Below are 22,007 nucleotides of genomic sequence, written 5' to 3' on the forward strand. Positions count from 1 at the left end.
ATTTGCTTGCAAGCAAGTGCGTTAAGGATTGAAATGACATCCTTTTTTTTGTAAAAAAAAGATAAAATGGAAAGCCTGTTAAAACGCCCAAATAAAAATATTAAACTAAATCGAAACCGATATCTTTTCTGTAATTCATTTTATCGAAAGAAATTTTATCGATAGAATTGTACGATTTTTTTAGTGCTTCTTCAATAGTATCTCCAAAAGAAGTTACCGCCATTACTCTACCTCCGATAGACAAAACCTTGTTATCTTTAAGAATTGTACCTGCATGATACACAGTAGATTGCGTAATATTTTCTAGCCCGTTAATTTCTTTATTTTTAGCGTATGCCTCCGGATATCCGCCCGAAACCAACATGACAGTAGTTGCCGTTTTTGGGGTTACTGAAAATGATTTTGTATCTAAATTTTGATGTGCAACACCCTCAAACAAATCGAATAAATCACTTTCTATTCTTGGCAAAACCACCTCTGTTTCTGGGTCTCCCATTCTAACATTGTACTCTACAACAGACGGATTTCCGTTATCATTCATTAAACCAATAAAGATAAAACCTCTATAATCAATTCCGTCTTTTTGCAAACCTTTAATAGTAGGTTTTACAACCAATTCTTCTACTTTATCTAAGAAAGCTTGGTCTGCAAAAGGTACCGGAGAAATGGCACCCATTCCGCCTGTATTTAAACCTTTATCTCCTTCGCCAATTCTTTTGTAATCTTTAGCAGAAGGTAAAATTTTGTAGTTTTTACCATCTGTTAACACAAAAACAGACAATTCTATTCCCTTTAAAAATTCTTCGATTACAACGGTTGTAGACGCTTCTCCGAACTTTTTATTAGTAACCATTTCTTCTAATTCTGCTTTTGCTTCTTGCAAAGAATCTAAAATTAAGACTCCTTTTCCTGCAGCCAAACCATCTGCTTTTAGAACAAAGGGAGGTTGTAAAGTTTCTAAAAAAGCAAAACCGTCTTGTAAGTTATCTTTGGTAAAAGATTGGTAACGTGCAGTTGGCACACCGTGTTTTTGCATAAATTGTTTCGAAAAATCTTTAGACCCTTCTAACAAAGCTCCGTCTTTTTTAGGCCCGATTACTGGAATGTCTTTCAACTCATTATCTGCTAAAAAGAAATCGTGAACCCCATTTACCAAAGGTGCTTCTGGCCCCACAACCACCATTTGTATGTTGTTTGTTAAAACTGTGTTTTTTACAGCTGTAAAGTCTGTTGGGTCTAAATCTATATTGGTAGCAATTTTGTCTGTACCAGCATTACCAGGTGCTACAAAAAGCTGAGTTACTTTTTTACTTTCAGATAATTTTAATGCAAAAGCGTGTTCTCTACCTCCAGAACCTAAAATAAGAATGTTCATTTGTGTTGTTTTGTTGTGTTTGCAAATATATTTTATAATTAGTTACCATACTAAAAACCCCACTTTAAAAAATATTTTATTGCTGAAGCTGCATGTGTAAAAAATAATTTAATGCTTTTTGAAGAGCCTTGTTGATGTTGGTGAATGACTGTTTCTGTTGGGTAATACAAGATTTTTTTTCCTGATTTTTCTACTTTTCTACAAATATCTGCATCTTCCATGTAAAGAAAGTAACGCTCATCAAAACCCTGTAATTGTTTAAATTCTTTGGTTTTAAAAAACATAAAACAACCCTGAATAAAATCTGGAAAGAACTCTTTTTCTAAATCTTTATCTTGATATTCATTTTTTTTAATTTGATTTTTAGAAAACTTAACTTTTCTATTTAATAAATCTAAGAAAGTTGGGTGTTTTCTAGAAACATATTGTAATTGCTTATTTTGATACGTAACTTTAGGCGTTATAAAAGCAATGTCTAAAGAGGAATTAAATTTTTGTATTAAGGCCGGTATTACATTGGCATTAAAACTAACATCTGGATTTAAAATTAAATGATAGTGAGAATTAATTTTATTTAAAACAAGATTATGAGCCTTCCCAAAACCAATATTATTACCCACAAAAATATATTCTATTTCAGAGTGAATAAATGAATTTTTTAAATCTTGGTTTGGAGAATTATCAATTAAAAAGAGTTTTTTTGAGATAGGTGTATTTAAAAATGAATCAATTGTTTTTTTAAGGGGTGCATAGTCTTCTCTATACAAAACAATTGTGGCAGTAACTTTAACTGTATTATTCATTTAATAGGCTTTTTCATCTCCTTTAAACACATCTAGTATGGTTTGAATAATAATTTTTACATCTAAAAAAAATGACCAATTTTCTATGTAAAAAATATCTAAACGCACTCTATTTTTAATATCAGATTTCTTTTTTATTTCTCCTCTGTAACCAGATATTTGTGCTAGGCCTGTAATGCCAGGTTTAACAACATGTCTTTTTAAATAATCATCTACATCTTTCTGATATTCTAAAGATAGACTTTCTAAATGTGGTCTTGGTCCAACGACACTCATATCTCCTAATAATACATTTATAAACTGAGGCAGTTCATCTATACTTGATTTTCTAAGAAAGGCTCCTATTCTAGTGACTCTTTTATCATTTCTTGTAGCGTGAACATAATTTGATTGAGTATTTAATCTCATTGATCTAAATTTATAACAAAGAAATTCTTCACCGTTAACACCTTCTCTAAACTGTTTAAAAATTAATGGTCCTTTTGATTCAATTTTCACTAAAACCCATAAAATTGGTACAATCCAAGAAAGTATAAAGACACAAACAAATAGCGCAAAAAGAATGTCAAACACTCTTTTAATAAGTAAATTTTCTTTAAACTCAAAAGGTAACTTTTTTACGTTTAACACCAATAAACTATCATTGTAAAACTCTACACTTTGATTTTTAGAGTACAATTCTGTAGCATCGGGAATTAACTTTAAAGAGATGTTTTTGTCGGCTGTAAATTTCTTTAAATCTTTTATATTTTTATCTGATAAAGTAGATAAAGAACAATAAATTTCATCTACTATATTTTGTCCTGCAAAGCTATATATCTGAGAGAGATCTCCTAAATAATCTGAAGATTTGTATTTTTTGTCAGAAAAAAAACCTAAATATTTATAGCCTAAATTAGTTTTACTTTTAAAAAGCTTAATCATATTCTTAGAAGATTGATCTAAACCTGCTACAACTGTTGTTCTAAAATTATTACCAAACGAACGGTATTTTTTCAATAAATAAAATGAAATAAATTTTACAATACCAATAATTAATAAAATAGAGCTTAGTATTACAAATTGATTATTTACAACATACCCTTCTCTAAAAATTGTGAAGTAAGCAAAGTAGCCCAATGAAAACATAAAATATTGTTTTGCTGTAAGCGTTACTATTTTTAAAGCATGGTAATGTCTGTGTACTTTATAAAAACCAACGTAATAGCTAGTAATTAACCAAAAGAACAATACGAAAAATAAAAAGAAAGCATTTAAATATTCTTTATCTCGTATCGCAAAAATAACACTAGAAATAATAAAAATATCTAATAGTATCTGAATAGGCTTTAGTAAGTATGAATATCTTTTTTTCAATTGGATTCTATTAGAATTCAAATATATTAATTTAAGATAACACTTTGCCTATCATATCTTCTATTGTGAATAGTTTTTTTGCAACTTTTTGCTGATGTGTAGTGTTGTTATTCGATGCTATTAATATTTTTAAGGAATTTAAAAGTTTGTCTTCAGACCAACTTGTAACAACTAAATTAAGATTGTTTTCTTTAAATAAATGCTCTAGTTCACTATTTTTATCTGTAATTACAAGAACCTTACATCCAGAAATTAACAAATTAGGTAATTTAGAAGGTAATGAACCTTTGGATGTATTTTGTGCTTGTGGAATTAATTGGATATCGCTTCTCTGATATAATTCTTCTATTTGATCTTTTTCTACTAAATTGTAAAACTTTATAAGCTTATTAGCGTTATTTCTCTTTAGTTCTTCGTAGAAAACTCCCTGAGAGAAAAAGTAAAATTGAACATTCTCAATCTTTGTTGCTGCATAGTTAAAAAAACGATACAACTCTATTGGATTTTGCTTTTCTCCTAAAGCACCGGAATAGACAATATTTATTTTTTCTTCATCGAAAACATGCCCTAATGTATTAGATACTTTATCAGTAAGATTTATAAACGGATACTGTACTTTCAATTTTTCTTCTTGTAGGTCATAAAGTCTTTTAGCTTCATCTTTCATTTCATTAGAGAGAAAAATTAATGTATCACATTTATGGTAACATTTTTTTTCTATTTTATGTATAAGAAAACGAATCAACTTATTAAAAATGCCTTTTTTATTAACAGAATAAATTTCTTGAAGATCATGAACCATTCCTACCTTTTTTATTTTTTTATTTAAAAAAAATAAAATTGCATAAAATGCAAAACTTGGCGGAAAAACAGGCAAAACAATATCTTTGCCTTTTTGATGTTTTTTAATTTTCCTAAGAATAAAGAAAGCGAAACTTACTTCTAAAATAATTCTTCTTAAAAATTGTTTTTTAGTATATTTTATATGGTTACCTCCTCTAATTATTGAAACATTCTTTAAAAAAGCATTACTTTTTTCTGTTTTCCAATCTGGGTAAAAAGGATGAAAACATAAAACGGTAACCTTGTGTCCTAATTCTGCTAAAGCAATCACTAATTCAGTATTAAACTTTCCTGTAGAAATAGGTTCTGGATAGAAAAATGGGGAAATTAAAAGTATATTTTTTTTACGAAACATTATTAATTTTTTCTTCTCTTATAAAAATAAACATTGAAATTAAATAGGTAAATAAAACAATACCGTAGTGCCTAGAAAAATAATTTTCTGTAAGATTGATTATTAAAAATTGAAAAAATATAAAAATTGCAATTTTTGAGTGTTTTATTTTTTTTACTATGTAAAATAAATACAATAGAAAACAAATTAAGAACAACCACCCACCGTAAAGTAATAAATTTAAATAATAATTATGGGTATTGAATATATGTTTTTTATAAAAATCACTATCGTTAGTTATACTGTAACAATCATTTAATTTATCTTGTAAAACACCTCCATAACCTAAAAAAGGCATTTCTTTTTGTAATATCATAGCGCATTTTAATATTGCAACTCTTGTATTAATAGAATTATAATAATCTCCTACAATAGGTTTATTATATTCTGTCTTTATTTCACTTAAACGTTTTCCTACAACATTTTTAAAAGGGCTTATTAACAACGAAAATAATATTAAAAACCCAAGAAAACTGTATTTTGCAAACTTAATTCCTTTATTTTTTATTGAAATTAATAGAAATAAAATAATGGTAAGTATAACTATTAACATAATAATTTTTGATGAAAATAAAAAAATAAAAAAAATTGTAAATAATATATTTAATGTATTTAATACTTTAAATGCATTCTTGTTCTTAATTAAATTAAAAAGCGATATCGTTAAACTTATAAGTAAAAAAGAACTAAAATACGTAGGGTGAATCTCAAAAAAATAATTTTCAGAGACAAACTCTCTAAAAAATGGAATGTTATTTCTTACTTTAAAAATATTTCTAAAAGAATTAAAATAGAGAAAATAGGTAATGTAAAATAAAGACTGCAAAAAAACACTTCCCTGAAATACATTTATTGATTTGTCTCTTATACCTTTATCAATAAAAGGAGGTTTATAGAGAAACAAAATAGGAAAAACTAAAAAAGGAAGTTGTTTTAAAAGGAAATTTAAGTTAACGTTTAATGTTGCAACTTCATAAAATAAATACATCCAAAAAGGCAAGCTTAAAATTAAAGTTTGTTTCGTGAAATTTATTTTTTGAGGTTTTTTAATTTGATAAATTATAATTAAAACACTACAAAGTATAATTAAAATGGAATTTATATTTTCTTTTAAAAGTGGTAATATTGCTAATGAGAGAAAAGATAACTTTATTAATTTATTTAAAATATTATTTCTCATTATTTAAATTTTTATAAAGCAATTCCCAGTCTCTTATTCGTGATTCCCAGGTGTAATTATTTTTCACAAAGTCAAACAACTGTTCTCCATTTTTATTTCTCTCTTCTAATGACCAATTTAACACTTCTTTTAAAGCTATTGTAAGCTCATCTATATTAGGATTTATTAGTTTACCTCCATTGCTATCCCAATCTTTTTTTAATCCAGTATTGTGGGTTGTTATCATTGGTGTCTTTAGAGATGCAGCTTCTAAATTAACCATGCCAATTACATCTGAAAATGAAGGACTAACCATTACCCATGCATTCTTAATTAAATTAACTTTTAAATCTCCTTTTACTTGTCCTAAAAATTCAACTTTATTTTTTAATCCTAAAGAATATACTATTTGCTGCAATTCTTCTTTATAATCATTAAAATTTCCAGCAATTTTTAAAATAAAATTATCATTTTCTATTTGAGAAAAAGATTTAATCAATAAATCTATCCCTTTTGTTTTATTTAATCTACCTAGATATAAAAAATACTTTTCATTAATTGGAGAAAATGAAACGTTTGTTTTTAAAGATATTAAATTAGGAATTTCTTTAATGTAGTTACTTTTAAAAAAGTATTTTAAATTTTTTGTTTCATCTGGTGTAATCGAATGAATTACGCGTGCTTTTGAAAACCACTTTTTAACTAAGAAGTAAAAATATATTTTCTTTTTCAAAGTTCCTTTTCTCCACAACCAAGGCTGATACATACCATGAGGACTTAGTACCACTGGTATTTTGTTTTCAATTCCGTATTTTGCTCCAATATACTGAGGGTATAACCATACTCCATGAATATGAATAATAGTTATTTTATGGCGCTCAACGATATCTTTAATTTTATGAATCCATTTTTTAGAATAAAGCCATTTCCCTTTTGCTTTTATTAAATAAATATCATCACCTTCTTCTTTCTCTGAAGATAGAATATAAGATTTGTGTCCTTTATTAATAATTTGATGATTCAAATTATTAATAACAGTTCGTAAACCACCACTTTTTAGAGAAAAATCCTCAACTATGTGTAATATGTTCATCTTCTTGATTTAAAAAAATTATTAAAAAAAAATAAAATTCTGGTGGAAAATAATGCCCTTCTCTAATTAGTTTTAAGATCAAATAAAAAAAAGTGCTCTGTTGATATGTTTTATTATCTTTCTTAAATAATTTTATACTTCTATAACTAAAGTAAATTAAAAAAAAGAAAGCAAAAATACCTAACTCCGTCACCATCCTAAGAAATAAGGAATTAGCATCTGTCCTATTAATTTTAGCTAATTTTAATTGTTTTAAATATGCTGGTGGATTTAATAAGGGATAATACATGTCGTACATATATTGGTATCCTCCTAATCCAGCACCTAAAGGATAATTTAAAAAAGATTTTTGTGTAATAAAACCATTGCTTAAAAAAGCATATGAACTTAAGTTAGTGTATTTTTCAAAACCACCAGTATGTATTGCGTTTAAAGACTTACCGGTCTCTTTTAACCTTCTAACCAATTGATTCCCTTTATTCTCATCAATTTTAGAATTCCATTCTTTAGTTATAAAAAAAATGATTCCTAAAAGTGTAACTATAACTATCCAAGAATACTTAATAAAATACTTTTCTTTTAGTAAAGGGATAATTAATATTAAAACCAAACCAACATAACCAATAGAAGATTTGCTAAGGACAATTGTAAATAACACTATAAACAACTTTAAATACATTCTTTTCTTAAAAAAATAATAAACAGCAGGTAGCATTATTACAGCATAATGTGCCGGTTCTGATAAAATTCCATTAAGTCTATAATCTGAAAAATTATTAATTTTTAAAAAAAACATTGGAATTGCAATTACAGCTATAAAAAAAGAAAAACTTAAATAGGTATTAAAAAGTATTTTAACTTTATAATGTTTAACTAGATTATAATAAAAAACACTACTGATAGAAATCCCAACAAGTTGTGCTACAAGAAATTTTATGGGATTAAACAAAAAAAAGTAATTTACAACTCCATGAAGAAGAAAAAAACCTAAAATAAAAAGTAAATTTTTATGGATTGTTATTTTTCTGTAATAAGATAAAATGAAAAAATTTGATATAAGAATTGCGTAATAGAGTTTAATATCTATTATAAAATGAAAAAAAAATGCTTCGGTAAATAAAGCAAAAATACTACTGTAAATTACATACTTATCTAGTAAACGCATTTAGAGTTATTTTAATATAATATTTAAACATCCATTTTATATAATCAAAATTATACAGAAAAAAATTTACTTGACCAGTTTGTTTTTTTGCTCTAGTAGTCTCTGCATACACTTTTTTAATTTGATTATTACTTATACCTCCAGCAGACATTAACACTGTTTTTTTATTTATCCAATGGGTTTTTAAGTTCTCTTTTGCTCTCAATAATAACTCATAATCTCCCGCTATTTTATAGGAAGTATCAAAATCCGAATATTTTTTAAAATAATTTAAATTATGAAATGAGCCTACATGAGCAATACTCATATTTCTTTTAAATGTTTTCCAAAGCCATTTCCCTTGTATAGTTCGAACTCCCTCAACTTCTACATTAGAATGAATAAAGTCTACCTTTTTTGCTAATTTATTAATTTCTTCAGAGTATATTTCAATAGCATTCTCTAGGTACAGATCATCTGAACCCAAAAAGGAAATCCAATTTGAATTTGCTAATTTTATACCTTTATTAAATGCATCGTAAATTCCTGAATCTTTTTCGGATATCCATTTAAATCTAATATTTTTTTCTTTAAACTTTTTCTCAAAAGACTTAATTATAGTCACTGTTTTATCCGTTGAATCACCATCAATTAATATATATTCAAAATCTATATGAGTTTGATTTAAAACAGATTCTATTGTCTCTCTAATAGTTTTCTCACTGTTATAACAAACCGTAATAATTGTTACATTCTTTATTTCTTTTGTCATAAAATCAAAAAACTATAATTTGATATTTAATAATTTTGCTAATCATTTTTCAGAATCGGTTTACAAGTTTGATTTAAAAAAGTGTATTTTAAATTTATGTAAAATTTGTTTTCCAAATATTCTAAATAGAGTATTCTTATACTTAACATTATCCGTTCCATAAACTCCTTCATAAATCGTTTTTTGGTTCAATAAACTCCAATGATTTAAATCTGCTATATATTTTAAAACAGATGACAGTAAAACATGCTCCATAAAAATATTATTTTTTTCATCTATTTTACTAAAGTTTACTAAAAGATAATTTGAATAAAAAAAATTGTGTAAAATAAAAAACCTTGAGTCTGAATATGTCAAATTTCGTGTAACATTTGCATATACCGTATCTTTTTTTAGGTTTTTAATTTGATTTAAAAAATTTTTAACTTGATATCTACCTGTTATTTTTATAGTGTGGCTACTTTCTTTTATAATTTTAGAATTTAAAAAAGCAAATGATAGTATTTCTGCTTCTCCTTTTCCTTTTCCTTCAATACTTTTTTCACTTTTAAAAGTAAAATATTCAAATTTAACTCCTGAATTCTGTAATAATTCTAAGATAACTTTAGAATTTGTATTGCTATTTTCACAAAAAATAATTGGTAATTTAAATTGTAAGTAATATTTAATAGCATCTATATAATCTTCTTCTCTTTGGTCTTTATCCATCCTTTTTAAAAACGGAACGTTTGAAGGGGCTATTGTTGCTGTTAGTAAAATACAGGTTTTTTTTTGACTCATTATCAATACTTTAAAATATTTTTACTTGTTCCATATTCCAGAAATTTTGTTGGTCATTATTTTTTTATATTGAATTGGTATTGTTACTGCTAAAATTAATAAACATAAAGAGGATGCCAAAATAACACCAGCAGGTCCAATATTAAAATTACTTGCTAAATAAATAGATACCGGAATATTTATTAAAATTATTATACCATATACTAAAAGTTGAATATATAGTTTTCCATAGGCGTTAATTACATACATATACATTGTTGTATAAGAAGATATTAAAAAATAGATTATCATACTTATACTCATATTAAAATCTAAGTTTATATTTTGTTTACCAACCCAGAACCAAAGAAAATGTTTTTCTAAAAGGTAAATAAGAAAGTATGTTATTGCCAATATAAAAAGTAATTTTTTAAATAGTAAAATCTTCTTTTTTATCCAAATAAAGTCTTTTTTAGCTATTGCATCTATAAAAGCGTTCCAGTGAGATGAAATAAATAATCCATAAAATATAAACGGAAAACTATAATATTTATAGTACACGCTGTAATCTGTTACCTCGTTTGCGGAAAACAATTTTAAAATAATTATATTATCAGATGAATATAATATTATACAACCTAACTGAATTATAAAAAAACTAAATCCAGGTTTTACAACCTCTTTTAAAGTTGTCTTACAAATATTTTTAAGTTTTGGTAATAAAAAGGAAGCTTTAAATTTAAAAAAATACAATGTTAAAAATAAATACACTATAAAGGTTGGCACCAGAGATAAAGCAGTAATCCATACTAAGTTTAATTTTAGTGAAGTAAATGTAAAAAATAATAAACCAGTTAAAAACATTAACTGACCTAATGTTTTTACAATATTATCTACAAATGGTAATTGAAAAGCAGCATAAATAGTTCCAATTAATTTTACTACAAAAATCAATAAAATTAAATACACTAAAAGGTTAATAGAAATATTAACTTCTTCTGAATAAATGTGTGTATCTAGAATTGAGCCCCAGTCTAAAAAGTTATTGATTACAAGAAAAATTAGTAAAAGACAAATTGTAGATATAAATGTAAAAAAATAAGTAGATGCTATTAATCTTTTTATTTTTTTAGTTTTCTTTAAAGAAAAAGCTTCTGTTAACTTTAATTTTAAACCTTCTCCTAAACCTAAATCAAATATATTTAGCCAACCTATAAAAGTGAAAATTGTTACCCAAACACCATATTTTTCTTTCCCTAAAATATTTAATAAAACTGGCACCAATAATAAACCTAAAGCTATGTTTATGATTTTTAAAATTAAGTTAAATGAAACACTTAATTTTAATCTTGATGTTCTTTTATTTGAATTCAATTGAAATAGATGTGAAATTAAAATAAATCATTTAGATTACTAAATAAAGGTAATTTCTCATCCTTCTCAGACAACAAAACCTCATCTTCATTCAGTTGCCAATCTACATTTAAGTCTTTATCATTGTATATAACTCCAGATTCCGACTCTTTATTGTAGTAATTATCACATTTGTATGAAAAAATAGTAGCATCTTCAAGCGTAGCAAAACCATGTAAAAAACCTCTCGGCACAAATAACTGTTTGTTATTTTCTCCCGATAATTCTATAGAAAAATGTTGCCCATATGTTGGTGAGTTTACTCTAACATCTACAACAACATCTAATACTTTACCTTGAATAACTCTTACTAACTTTGCTTGTGCATATTCACCTTTTTGCAAGTGCAAGCCTCTTAAAACACCTCTTTGAGATATTGATTGATTGTCTTGAACAAAATGAAGAGATAAACCTGTTTTAGCTTCAAATATTATTTGATTAAATACTTCAAAAAAATTACCTCTTTGATCACCAAAAATAGTTGGCTCTATAATAAAACAACCTTTTAAATGTGTTTCTGTTACCTTCATTTATAATTTTTGTAAATTATTGGCATACCCACTTTTTAAAAGTGATTTTGTAATTTCTAACAATTGTTCTTTAGAAATAAAGCCTGCTCTAAAAGCTGCTTCTTCTATAGAACCTACCTTTAAGCCTTGTCTTTCTTCTATAACTTGTACAAACTGCCCAGCCTGCATTAAAGAATCAAAAGTACCCGTATCTAACCAAGCAGTTCCTCTATCTAAAATTTCTACAGACAATTTTCCTTTTTTTAGATATACATTATTAACTTCTGTAATTTCTAATTCTCCTCTGTTGCTAGGTTGTATGTTTTTTGCAATTTCTACTACTTCATTATCATAAAAATAAATCCCTGGAACCGCATAATTAGATTTAGGCTTTTCAGGTTTTTCTTCTATTGACAATACGTTATTAGATTCGTCAAACGCTACCACACCATATCGCTCTGGATCATTAACATGGTAAGCATATACAATACCACCATCTGGATTGTTGTTTGCTTTTAGTAAATTTGCCAAACCCGAACCATAAAAAATATTATCTCCTAAAATTAAGGCAACTTTATCTGTACCTATAAACTTTTCGCCAATAATAAATGCTTCTGCAAGACCGTTTGGATGTTCTTGAACTTCATACTTAAAATTACAACCAATCTGTTTTCCGTCTCCTAATAATTTTTGAAATAAAGGTAAATCTTGAGGTGTAGAAATTATTAAAATATCTCTAATTCCAGCAGAAATTAACGTAGAAACCGGATAATATATCATTGGTTTATCATACACTGGCATTAACTGTTTGCTAACGGCCAATGTTAATGGGTGTAAACGTGTTCCTGAACCTCCTGCTAAAACAATTCCTTTCATATTATGTATATTTTTTTATATACCATTGAATGGTTTTTAAAATTCCAGATTCAAAATTTTCATCCGCTTTCCAACCTAGTTCATTTTCTAATTTTGATGCGTCAATAGCGTATCTAAAATCGTGACCAGGTCTGTCTTTTACAAAACTTATTTGCGCTTTGTAAGAGTTTTCTTTAGGATAAATTTTATCTAATATTTCACAAATAGTGTTTGCTATATATAAATTATTTCGTTCATTTTTCCCGCCAACATTATAAGTTTCACCCGATATTCCTTTTTTAAAAACCAAATCTATGCCTTTACAATGATCTAAAACATACAACCAGTCTCTAATATTTTTTCCATCACCATAAATGGGAATATTTTCTCCGGAAATCACTTTTCTTATAATAGTCGGAATTAACTTTTCATCATGTTGCTTAGGACCATAATTGTTAGAACAATTTGTAGTAACCACATTCATGCCGTAGGTATGAAAATAGCTTCTTACCATAAAATCTGAAGAAGCTTTAGATGCGCTATAAGGACTGTTAGGCGCATACGGTGTTTCTTCTGTAAATAAACCCTCGTCGCCTAAAGTACCATATACTTCATCTGTTGATATATGATGAAATCTAGACTCTTTAAAATCTTCTTTGTATGAATTTGGTGAATGCATCCAGTGATTTCTTGCAACATCTAATAAAGTGAAAGTGCCAAAGACATTTGTTTTTACAAATGCATCTGGATTTTTAATAGAATTGTCTACATGAGATTCTGCTGCAAAATGAATAACATTAGAAAAATCATAGGTCTGAAAGAGTTTTTCAACCAGATTTCTATCACAAATATCTCCTTTTACAAAAATATAACGATCATTATTCTCTAATTCTTTAAGGTTTTCAATATCACCAGCATAAGTAAGTAGATCTAAATTAACCACTTTATACTCCTTATTATTCTGTAAAAAATAAGGAATGAAATTGGCTCCAATAAAACCCAATCCACCTGTAATTAGAATTGTTTGCATCCTTATTTTTTATAAGAAATTAGAAAAGCATTTAATTGAGCTAATACCAATATTAAAATCATAAAAACGGCTCCTAACCCCCCTAATAAAAAGGCGTAATTATTACTAACTCCCTCAAGTTTTGTGCCTATTGGCTGAAAATTTGACAAAACATTTATCACCTCATATTCTGTCCCTTTTTCTTTATTTACATCAACTAATTCTTCATTTATTTCTATATTCGTTTCAAACAACTCTAACTCTTTAGTTGTTTTTTTAACGCCTCCTAAATCAATATTAGTGCCATTTGATTCTGGTTTTCTAGCCTCTTGAAGCATAACCTCTACATATACCTTTCTTAAAGAATCTATCTGAGTTAAATTTTGTCTAAACAAAGAATCTGTTCTATTTAGATTTTCGTTAGCTAAAGACTTTAATTTATTGAAGTAAGTATTTTTTACAATAGAAGAAATAATAACAGCATCTAACTTATTAAAAATATCATTCTTTTCAGAGACAACTCTTACTTTATGAGCATTATAATCATATATAGAAAAAGAAGTTTTAAAATCTTGAAAAGAGTAACTTTTAACAGTTAAAGTATCTACTTCTTCAATAAATTGATCATAAGAATTAATAATATCGTTGTCATTTATAACCGGACTTATCTCAAACTTTTTTAAACTTGCTGCATCTTGCTTATCTATATTAAAAGTATTCGCTAGTCCTATTGTATCTTTTTGCTTTACAAGGTTATTGTAGTAATTAATATTGTTATACAACTGTCTTGTACTCTTAAAATTTGGTTCTAACAATAATTCTGACTCGTATGTTGTGGGTGATTTCACTTCAATAAAAACACCAACTATAGCACCAATAATTGTGGCAATACCAATTTTTATAATATTGGCTTTTAAAAAAATTAAAATAGTAATTATAAAATGAAAAATCCCTTTAAAAATACTTCCAATAAAATTGAAAAAGTTTTTAAAACCTTTTCCTATAATTACAAATAAAGACCCTAAATCTACTTCTTCTTCGTTTTTGTTAGTTGTTGACATTCTAATTTCTTGTGTTAAAAAATTTGTTCTAATATTTTTTGCGTAATAGCATACGTTGGTGTAACACCTGTCATTCCTAAACCACCAGACGCAAGTGTTGCACCGGTTTCTAGTGGATTATCTGATGCGTAATAAGCATATCTTACTTTAACATCTTCAGAAATATTACCTCTAATTTTAGAAGCAGATTGTATGGCTTTTTGATAATGAGCACCTTCCATTTCTAATCCGATAACATTCCAGGTAGAATCATGAAAAAAGGCTAATAAATCTTTATTCTGTAATGATGTTCCTAAAACAGAAACCATCGAACCATCAAAAGAACGCACCCCAAACCCTTCTAAATCTTCTTTTGTTAATTCATTTTTAAACGGATAATTATCTGCTGTTCCTTCAAATATATGTGCATTCGGTATCATAATATCTCCTTTACCACCTTCTAAAATACCAGCTTTACCCATAATAGAAATCGATTTTACATCTAAATGTGTTTTGATGTTCTTCTCACACGTATATGGTTTCAATAATTCATCCATAGTTTCGTAGGCCTGTTCACCAAAAGCATAATCCATTACAATAATTACCGGACGTTCTTCTTTACTATTTTCTTTTTCAAACGATGAAACCTCGAAGTTTATTTTATCAGTATCTATTATTTGAACATTTATATTAGTTCCAGAGGTATCTTTGATATAGATTAATCCGTTTTTAGAGGCATATTCTTTTACCTTTTTTTGTAACGTACTGCTATCTGAATTACTTAACAGTTCAAATAATTCAAATCCTTTGTATGTTTTTGCCTCTTTTGGTAACGCGCCTTTAGCATAAATAGAATTTAAAACGCTGTGCATATTTGCACTGATAATATGAATGGGTCTATTTAAAAGTTGGTGGTCTTTTAAGGTTTCTTTTATGTTAGTTGCCCAGATATCACCATAAATATGATGCCCAATTTCTTCAATTAAAACAGTGCTAAAAGTAACTTTACGCTTCTTGTTCTCTACAACTTCATTTATGGCTAATTTACCTAACCAATAAATCAAATGAAAAAAACGATCTTCATTTTGTGAAGTTTTAAAAGTAGTGTGTATGGTAAATACCTCGTCAAAAGTTCTCCCTAAAATATTACATAAATGTGCAATTGCTACTTCTCTTTCTTTTGATGTAATTTGTTTATTATGAATTACAATTTCTTCTAAATACAACCATTCTCTAATAAAACCTGCTCCTTCATTGGTAGTAATTTTTTTTTGAATTTTATGCGACTCAATAAATAAAAAAGTTAAGTGGGTTAGAATATCATAAATTTCAGATCGTCCTCTTGTAATTTCAATATTCATTTGATCTTTGTCTATCCTGTAGCAATTTCTTCTTCTTTTTGGCGGAATAATTGCCTTAAAATGAGACTCTCGATACCCTTCGTCTGCCGTTAAATTAATAAACTGACATTCTTCTATACCTTCTGGTAATCTTTCAATTACGTAGGTTAAACCATTTAACTCGGTTCTTTCTTCTGCAATAGAGCCATATATTTCTGGTCTTAATGAAAGTAACGACTTTAAAAGTGTTTCACCAGATATACCCATTGGTTTGTAAAAACCTCTACTAAATAAATGACGCATAGAAATGTATAGTTTTTCTATTGCATTTGTAGATTCTTGTGCTCTTGTTCTATCTATTTTTTTTGTTTTTAACATGCTTTCTTTTAAATTTCAAAGATAAAATTATTTAACAGATTATAACTACTTAATAAGCAAGTGACTTCTTTTAAAAAAAGGGTTTTTATTCTCAAAAAAAACTATTGTAAAAAATAGTACTTTATACTTTGGTACTTTCAGGTTTTGTAACCTGATTTACAAATAAAGTAAGTAACTTTTGCATTTTATAATGCACTTCTTCGTAACTTAATTCTTCTCTTCCCATGTAAGAAATCATAAAAACATAAGGTTTGTCTAAGTTATCGTACACAATTTCTTTCTGCAAACGGTAACACTCTCTCATTAAACGTTTAATTCTGTTTCTATGAACAGCCAATTTAAATAGTCTTTTAGGTACAGAAACGCCAACTTGTGCAGGAAAATCTGAAGTATGCGCAGTTTGTAAATAGACCATTCTTAAAGGGAAACTTTTTACAGAATTTCCTTCAGCATAGAGTTTTTCTATTAATTTTTTACTTTTTAAACGCTCTTGTTTACCTAACGTATTTCTCATTAATACAAACTTAATGGAAAACAACAACTTTTTAACAATTTCTAATCGCTAACTTTAAAAAAGATATGTATTTTTAGCTACAAGTTAAAAACTTATTTGTTAAAAATTAAACGTAAAATATGAAACCTGATGTATTTCAAGCACCTGATTACTACAATATAGGCGATTTATTATCGGAAGAACACAAATTAATTCGTGATTCAGCAAGAGATTGGGTAAAACGAGAGGTATCTCCAATTATAGAAGCATATGCTCAAAAAGCAGAATTTCCAAAACAAATTATAAACGGTTTGGCAAGCATTGGTGCTTTTGGGGCATACATTCCAGAAGTATATGGTGGCGCAGGTTTAGATCAGATTTCTTACGGATTAATTATGCAAGAAATAGAACGTGGAGATTCTGGGGTTCGCTCTACAGCCTCTGTGCAATCTTCATTGGTTATGTATCCTATTTTTACCTACGGAAACGAAGCGCAACGTAAAAAATACTTGCCAAAATTGGCTACAGGTGAATGGATGGGAAGTTTTGGATTGACAGAACCCAATCATGGTTCTAATCCGGCCGGAATGACTACCAATTTTAAAGACAAGGGTGATTATTACCTTCTTAACGGTGCAAAAATGTGGATTTCTAACGCACCTTTTTGTGATGTTGCAGTGGTTTGGGCTAAAGACGAATCTGGTAGAATTCACGGTTTGCTTGTTGAGCGTGGCATGGAAGGTTTTTCTACGCCAGAAACACACAACAAATGGTCTTTAAGAGCGTCATCAACCGGAGAGTTAATTTTTGACAATGTTAAAGTACCTAAAGAAAATTTATTACCAAACAAATCTGGTTTGGGTGCACCTTTAGGTTGTTTAGATTCTGCACGTTACGGAATCGCTTGGGGTGCAATTGGCGCTGCTACGGATTGTTACGATACGGCTTTAAGATACTGTAAAGAAAGAATTCAGTTTAACAAACCTATTGGGCAGTTTCAATTACAACAAAAGAAATTAGCAGAAATGATTACCGAAATTACCAAAGCTCAACTTTTAGCATGGCGTTTGGGAACCTTAAAAAATGAAGGCAAAGCAACTTCTGCACAAATTTCTATGGCAAAACGAAACAATGTAGAAATGGCACTTAAAATTGCCAGAGAAGCAAGACAGATCTTGGGCGGAATGGGTATTTCTGGCGAATATTCTATTATGCGCCACATGATGAATTTAGAGAGTGTAATTACGTATGAAGGTACACATGACATTCATTTATTGATAACCGGTTTAGACATTACTGGTTTCAATGCGTTTAAATAACTACTTATAAAAATAAAAAGAGGTTGCTTCTAACAAGAAGACAACCTCTTTTTTCACAAAAAGGGGGAATTTATTTCTTTACTCCTAATTTTATAAGAATGGTTTCTAACAAGCACCATTTGGTAAATGCAGACTGAATTAAATTTACGCCAATAAAAACCGTAAACCACAACCAGTTTTGATGCACATAGGTTGTTAAAACAACACTTAACAACACCATTACACCTACTATAACTCTAAAATATTTGTTTAACATTTTCTTAATTTTTTTATGTTTATATAAATTTTTCTATCGGAACAACAACCGCTTTTATAGGATTGTTTGTTTCTAAATTAGCATTAAACTCTTTGAGAAGCACAAACAAGTTCTCACTATTTTCTTCGGATGTAAATGAAAAAAACAGCGAAGATTCATTACTAGCTTTTTCTCCAGAAAACCAATTAGAAGCTACCAATACAGAGGCACTATTTTTATGCCCATCAATACCAGACTCACTAAAGTTTTCGATGTTTGCTTTCTTAAAAAGCGCAATTACTTCTTTATGAAATGCTGCTACAGCTGTTACAATTATTAATTTCATATGCGTTTATTTATAGTTTTTCTTTTCAATCATATAATATACCAACGGAACAACAATTAATGTTAATACGGTAGAAACAATAGTTCCGCCCATTAATGAAATTGCCAATCCTTGAAAAATCGGATCAAACAAAATAACAAATGCACCAATTACAACGGTTCCTGCAGTTAATAAAATAGGAGTTGTTCTAACTGCACCTGCTTCTATTGCTGCTTGTTTTAACGGCACACCTTCTGCGGTTCTTAAGTTGATGAAATCGATTAGTAAAACCGAATTCCGAACCATTATTCCTGCCAAAGCAATCATTCCAATAAAAGAAGTTGCTGTAAAAAAGGCACCCATCATCCAGTGTCCTAAAATAATTCCTATCAATGATAAAGGAATGGCAACCATCATTACAACAGGTGCTTTAAAGTTTTGAAACCATCCTACAATTAAGATATAAATCAAAATAATAGCTCCTAAAAAGGCAATTCCTAAATCTCTAAAAACCTCTAAAGTTATTTGCCATTCTCCGTCCCATTTAACGGTATAATCATCTTCATAATCTGGTTGCCCCAAATACATTTCATTCAATTTATACCCTTCTGGAAGTTTAATTTGTTGTAACTTTTTTTCCATTCCTAAAATTGCATATGCAGGGCTCTCTAATTGACCAGCCATGTCTGCCATCACATATACAACACGCTTTTGGTTTTTTCTATAGATGCTTTTTGCACTTTCAGTTTCTTTAATATCAACCAAATCTGCAATAGGAACCATAGTGCCTAATTTTGAGGTTATTTTTAACTGAGTAAGATCTTGTATGGTAGATTTTTCTTTCTCATCTAAAGACAGCACCAACCCAATTTGATCTATGGCAGCTTCATCGTACAACGTTGTAATTGAGCTGTTAGAAAGTGCCATGTTCATTGTATAAGCAATTTGCTGTGGTGCAACGCCATACAACATCGCTTTTTCTTTGTTGATGTTAAATTGATACTCTTTTTGAGCCGCTTCTACCATCCAATCTACATCTACAACATCGTCTGTATTTCTTAGAATTTGCTGAACTTCGTTTGCAATTTTTATTTGCTCGTTATAATCGGGTCCGTACACCTCAGCAACAATCGTAGATAAAACAGGAGGTCCTGGCGGAACTTCTACCAATTTTACATTCGCATTGTATTTTGCCGCTATTTTTTGAATTTCTGGTCTAAACAACTTTGCAATGTCATGACTTTGTGCTGTTCTTTTACCTTTATCAATTAAGTTTACCTGAATATCTGCCATATTGCTTCCACCACGCAAATCGTAATGACGCACCAAACCATTAAAAGTTATTGGTGCAGAAGTACCTATATAATTTTGATAATTAACCACCTCTGGCCTTGTAGATAAGTATTGTGCTATCTCTTGAGTTACAACAGCAGTTCTTTCTAAAGTAGTGCCTTCTGGCATATCAATAACCACCTGAAACTCATTTTTATTATCAAAAGGCAACATTTTTACGGCAACAGAATTTGTTAAAAACAAGCCCATTGTTGCAATTAATACTGCAAATGTTCCGCCTAAAAACAACCAACGTTTTTTACTGTTTTCTAACAAAGGTCTTTCTAACTTGTTGTAAGCTCTATAAATAAAAGTATCTTCTAAAGGTTTTTCTGTCTTTTCAGGCTGTCCTTTCTTGTCTTTTTCTCTTAAGAAAATGTATCCTAAATAAGGTGTTATTGTAAGTGCCACAAATAAAGATAAAATCATTGCTATTGATGCCCCTATTGGCATTGGCGCCATATAAGGACCCATTAAACCAGATACAAAAGCCATTGGTAACACAGAAGCAATTACCGTAAAGGTTGCTAAAATTGTTGGGTTTCCTACTTCGTTAATTGCATACAAAGCTGCTTGTTTAAATGGCAGTCGCTTCATTTTAAAATGACGGTGCATGTTTTCTGCAATAATAATAGAATCATCAACCACAATTCCGGTTACAAACACCAACGCAAATAAGGTAATTCTATTCAATGTATAATCTAACATATAATAGCTTAATAGCGTTAATGCAAAAGTAATTGGCACCGATAAAAACACTACTAAACCACCACGCCAACCCATGGCCAACATTACTACTAAAGTTACAGCAATGATAGACCCAATAAGGTGTAACAACAATTCTGACACTTTATGAGATGCTGTTTCTCCGTAATTTCTAGTAACCTCTACATGTACCGCATCAGGAATTAATGTGCTACGCAAATTGGCTACTTTATCAAGTACTTTTTCTGAAATTTTCATGGCATCTGCGCCTTTTCTTTTGGCTACAGAAATAGTAACTGCCGGATATTCTGATTGATACGTTTGGTTTTTTTCACTTGCGTTACCAAACCCTAAACTCACATAGTTTTTAGGAATTTCTGGACCATCTAAAATACGTGCAATCTGCTTTAGATAAATCGGCCTGTTTTGTTGCACACCAATCACCAAGTTTTCTACATCTTCTACAGTTTCTAAAAACCTACCTGTAGTTACCAAAAGTTCGTTGTCATTTTTATCAAAACTACCCGAACTTAACTGCGTGTTATTTGCTTGAATCATTTTAGAAACAGACAAGAAGTCTACACCACTTTCTGCCATTTTATCTTTGTCTAAAACAACGCGCAACTCTCTGCTTCTACCTCCAATTTTATGAGTAATAGAAACATCATTTATTTTCTTAATTTCATTTTCTAATTCACCTGCAAGCAAGCTCAATTGATAATCATCATAACTCTCGCTCCAAAGTGTTAGTCCAAGCATTGGTACATCATCAATCGCACGAGTTTTAACTAACGGAAACGTAACACCTTTAGGCATTTGATCCATGTGTTTGTTAATTTCATTGTATAATTTTACAAACGATCTTTCAATATCTTCGCCCACATAAAACTGCACAATAACCATGGCTTTTTCTTTCATAGAAGTGGCATACACATACTCTACCCCTTTTATGTTAGAAATCAATTTTTCTAAAGGCTTTACAACTCTAGATTCTACTTCTGTAGGACTTGCGCCTGGATATCCCACAAAAATATCTGCCATTGGCACATCAATCTGTGGTTCTTCTTCACGCGGAATTAAAAACGAACTATACACTCCAACAACCATAAACACCAGCATTAACAACACTGTAAGTTTAGATTGCATAAAGACTTTTGCTATTTTCCCTGCGATACCTTCTTTCATTTTATTATCTATTTTGGGCGTTTTAACAGGCTATTCGTTACAATCTTTTTTCTTGTGCTAAATTAATTTCAGCCTCTTTCTATTTAAGCTAAATGCATTTTTGAAAGAGATACTGAATCGAGTTCAGCATTAAAAAAAGGATTTTCACTACTATCCTTAACGCAACTTGTT

General features: G+C 28.9%; 20 protein-coding genes. 1 reads left to right on the plus strand and 19 read right to left on the minus strand.

What is annotated here, in order from left to right:
• Positions 1 to 100: 100 nt before the first annotated feature.
• The 16 genes from purD to rnpA all read right to left on the minus strand — a co-directional run bounded on the left by purD (position 101) and on the right by rnpA (position 16,756).
• Positions 101 to 1,375, minus strand: coding sequence for a phosphoribosylamine--glycine ligase (gene purD, locus Q0678_RS03920; protein WP_299054215.1), 1,275 nt, complete (start codon positions 1,373 to 1,375; stop codon positions 101 to 103).
• Between the two features lie 50 nt (positions 1,376 to 1,425).
• A complete protein-coding gene (locus Q0678_RS03925; RefSeq protein WP_299054218.1) occupies positions 1,426 to 2,178 on the minus strand; it encodes a glycosyltransferase family 2 protein in 753 nt (250 codons plus the stop codon).
• Complete coding sequence (locus Q0678_RS03930; RefSeq protein ID WP_299054222.1) at positions 2,179 to 3,534, minus strand: exopolysaccharide biosynthesis polyprenyl glycosylphosphotransferase; 1,356 nt, start codon at positions 3,532 to 3,534, stop codon at positions 2,179 to 2,181.
• 31 nt (positions 3,535 to 3,565) lie between these two features.
• Complete coding sequence (locus tag Q0678_RS03935) at positions 3,566 to 4,732, minus strand: glycosyltransferase family 4 protein (RefSeq protein WP_299054225.1); 1,167 nt, start codon at positions 4,730 to 4,732, stop codon at positions 3,566 to 3,568.
• Complete coding sequence (locus Q0678_RS03940; RefSeq protein ID WP_367181491.1) at positions 4,722 to 5,951, minus strand: O-antigen ligase family protein; 1,230 nt, start codon at positions 5,949 to 5,951, stop codon at positions 4,722 to 4,724. Before Q0678_RS03940 ends, Q0678_RS03935 begins: the two co-directional genes overlap by 11 nt.
• Entirely contained in the window at positions 5,941 to 7,023 is a 1,083-nt protein-coding gene (locus Q0678_RS03945; protein ID WP_299054231.1) for a glycosyltransferase, read from the minus strand. The genes Q0678_RS03940 and Q0678_RS03945 overlap by 11 nt, the downstream gene beginning before the upstream one ends.
• Positions 7,001 to 7,819, minus strand: a complete 819-nt coding sequence (locus tag Q0678_RS03950; RefSeq protein ID WP_299054234.1) for a hypothetical protein — start codon at positions 7,817 to 7,819, stop codon at positions 7,001 to 7,003. The genes Q0678_RS03945 and Q0678_RS03950 overlap by 23 nt, the downstream gene beginning before the upstream one ends.
• Before the next feature lie 352 nt (positions 7,820 to 8,171).
• Entirely contained in the window at positions 8,172 to 8,939 is a 768-nt protein-coding gene (locus tag Q0678_RS03955; protein ID WP_299054237.1) for a glycosyltransferase family 2 protein, read from the minus strand.
• Positions 8,940 to 8,999: 60 nt separating this feature from the next.
• On the minus strand, positions 9,000 to 9,719 hold the full coding sequence (locus Q0678_RS03960) for a hypothetical protein (protein ID WP_299054240.1): 720 nt from the start codon (positions 9,717 to 9,719) through the stop codon (positions 9,000 to 9,002).
• A gap of 21 nt (positions 9,720 to 9,740) precedes the next feature.
• On the minus strand, positions 9,741 to 11,072 hold the full coding sequence (locus Q0678_RS03965) for an oligosaccharide flippase family protein (RefSeq protein WP_299054243.1): 1,332 nt from the start codon (positions 11,070 to 11,072) through the stop codon (positions 9,741 to 9,743).
• 17 nt (positions 11,073 to 11,089) lie between these two features.
• On the minus strand, positions 11,090 to 11,641 hold the full coding sequence (gene rfbC / locus Q0678_RS03970) for a dTDP-4-dehydrorhamnose 3,5-epimerase (RefSeq protein WP_299054246.1): 552 nt from the start codon (positions 11,639 to 11,641) through the stop codon (positions 11,090 to 11,092).
• The gene (gene rfbA / locus Q0678_RS03975; protein ID WP_299054249.1) at positions 11,642 to 12,496 is read right to left on the minus strand and encodes a glucose-1-phosphate thymidylyltransferase RfbA; all 855 of its coding nucleotides are present in this window, start codon (positions 12,494 to 12,496) and stop codon (positions 11,642 to 11,644) included.
• A 1-nt stretch (position 12,497) separates the two neighbouring features.
• Positions 12,498 to 13,505 (minus strand): dTDP-glucose 4,6-dehydratase, encoded by a 1,008-nt coding sequence (gene rfbB / locus Q0678_RS03980; RefSeq protein ID WP_299054251.1) that lies wholly within the window; start codon positions 13,503 to 13,505, stop codon positions 12,498 to 12,500.
• Positions 13,506 to 13,507: 2 nt separating this feature from the next.
• The gene (locus Q0678_RS03985; protein ID WP_299054254.1) at positions 13,508 to 14,545 is read right to left on the minus strand and encodes a hypothetical protein; all 1,038 of its coding nucleotides are present in this window, start codon (positions 14,543 to 14,545) and stop codon (positions 13,508 to 13,510) included.
• Between the two features lie 14 nt (positions 14,546 to 14,559).
• On the minus strand, positions 14,560 to 16,242 hold the full coding sequence (locus Q0678_RS03990; RefSeq protein WP_299054257.1) for a hypothetical protein: 1,683 nt from the start codon (positions 16,240 to 16,242) through the stop codon (positions 14,560 to 14,562).
• 121 nt (positions 16,243 to 16,363) lie between these two features.
• Positions 16,364 to 16,756 carry a ribonuclease P protein component gene (gene rnpA / locus Q0678_RS03995; protein WP_299054260.1) on the minus strand — a complete coding sequence of 131 codons (393 nt, stop codon included), beginning with the start codon at positions 16,754 to 16,756 and terminating at the stop codon, positions 16,364 to 16,366.
• A 119-nt stretch (positions 16,757 to 16,875) separates the two neighbouring features.
• On the opposite strand from rnpA, the gene Q0678_RS04000 reads away from it, so the two are divergent.
• A complete protein-coding gene (locus tag Q0678_RS04000; protein ID WP_299054263.1) occupies positions 16,876 to 18,054 on the plus strand; it encodes an acyl-CoA dehydrogenase family protein in 1,179 nt (392 codons plus the stop codon).
• 70 nt (positions 18,055 to 18,124) lie between these two features.
• Here Q0678_RS04000 and Q0678_RS04005 read toward each other — a convergent pair whose 3' ends face one another.
• From Q0678_RS04005 to Q0678_RS04015, 3 genes are read right to left on the minus strand one after another with little or no spacing between them, the layout of a single operon-like run.
• A complete protein-coding gene (locus tag Q0678_RS04005; protein ID WP_299054266.1) occupies positions 18,125 to 18,310 on the minus strand; it encodes a DUF2892 domain-containing protein in 186 nt (61 codons plus the stop codon).
• Positions 18,311 to 18,329: 19 nt separating this feature from the next.
• Complete coding sequence (locus Q0678_RS04010) at positions 18,330 to 18,635, minus strand: hypothetical protein (RefSeq protein ID WP_299054269.1); 306 nt, start codon at positions 18,633 to 18,635, stop codon at positions 18,330 to 18,332.
• Between the two features lie 6 nt (positions 18,636 to 18,641).
• Positions 18,642 to 21,836: an efflux RND transporter permease subunit gene (locus Q0678_RS04015; protein WP_299054272.1), complete on the minus strand. Its 3,195-nt coding sequence runs from the start codon at positions 21,834 to 21,836 to the stop codon at positions 18,642 to 18,644.
• Between the last annotated feature and the right edge of the window lie 171 nt (positions 21,837 to 22,007).

This window comes from uncultured Polaribacter sp. (assembly GCF_947497125.1).
Classification (GTDB): domain Bacteria; phylum Bacteroidota; class Bacteroidia; order Flavobacteriales; family Flavobacteriaceae; genus Polaribacter.

Bases quoted from the DNA above. Each gene is read 5' to 3' on its own strand.
- purD (WP_299054215.1), bottom strand. From the start codon at position 1,375: ATGAACATTCTTATTTTAGGTTCTGGAGGTAGAGAACACGCTTTTGCA.
- Q0678_RS03925 (WP_299054218.1), bottom strand. From the start codon at position 2,178: ATGAATAATACAGTTAAAGTTACTGCCACAATTGTTTTGTATAGAGAA.
- Q0678_RS03935 (WP_299054225.1), bottom strand. From the start codon at position 4,732: ATGTTTCGTAAAAAAAATATACTTTTAATTTCCCCATTTTTCTATCCA.
- Q0678_RS03940 (WP_367181491.1), bottom strand. From the start codon at position 5,951: ATGAGAAATAATATTTTAAATAAATTAATAAAGTTATCTTTTCTCTCA.
- Q0678_RS03945 (WP_299054231.1), bottom strand. From the start codon at position 7,023: ATGAACATATTACACATAGTTGAGGATTTTTCTCTAAAAAGTGGTGGT.
- Q0678_RS03950 (WP_299054234.1), bottom strand. From the start codon at position 7,819: ATGTTTTTTTTAAAAATTAATAATTTTTCAGATTATAGACTTAATGGA.
- Q0678_RS03955 (WP_299054237.1), bottom strand. From the start codon at position 8,939: ATGACAAAAGAAATAAAGAATGTAACAATTATTACGGTTTGTTATAAC.
- Q0678_RS03960 (WP_299054240.1), bottom strand. From the start codon at position 9,719: ATGAGTCAAAAAAAAACCTGTATTTTACTAACAGCAACAATAGCCCCT.
- rfbC (WP_299054246.1), bottom strand. From the start codon at position 11,641: ATGAAGGTAACAGAAACACATTTAAAAGGTTGTTTTATTATAGAGCCA.
- rfbA (WP_299054249.1), bottom strand. From the start codon at position 12,496: ATGAAAGGAATTGTTTTAGCAGGAGGTTCAGGAACACGTTTACACCCA.
- rfbB (WP_299054251.1), bottom strand. From the start codon at position 13,505: ATGCAAACAATTCTAATTACAGGTGGATTGGGTTTTATTGGAGCCAAT.
- Q0678_RS03985 (WP_299054254.1), bottom strand. From the start codon at position 14,545: ATGTCAACAACTAACAAAAACGAAGAAGAAGTAGATTTAGGGTCTTTA.
- Q0678_RS03990 (WP_299054257.1), bottom strand. From the start codon at position 16,242: ATGTTAAAAACAAAAAAAATAGATAGAACAAGAGCACAAGAATCTACA.
- rnpA (WP_299054260.1), bottom strand. From the start codon at position 16,756: ATGAGAAATACGTTAGGTAAACAAGAGCGTTTAAAAAGTAAAAAATTA.
- Q0678_RS04000 (WP_299054263.1), top strand. From the start codon at position 16,876: ATGAAACCTGATGTATTTCAAGCACCTGATTACTACAATATAGGCGAT.
- Q0678_RS04005 (WP_299054266.1), bottom strand. From the start codon at position 18,310: ATGTTAAACAAATATTTTAGAGTTATAGTAGGTGTAATGGTGTTGTTA.
- Q0678_RS04010 (WP_299054269.1), bottom strand. From the start codon at position 18,635: ATGAAATTAATAATTGTAACAGCTGTAGCAGCATTTCATAAAGAAGTA.
- Q0678_RS04015 (WP_299054272.1), bottom strand. From the start codon at position 21,836: ATGAAAGAAGGTATCGCAGGGAAAATAGCAAAAGTCTTTATGCAATCT.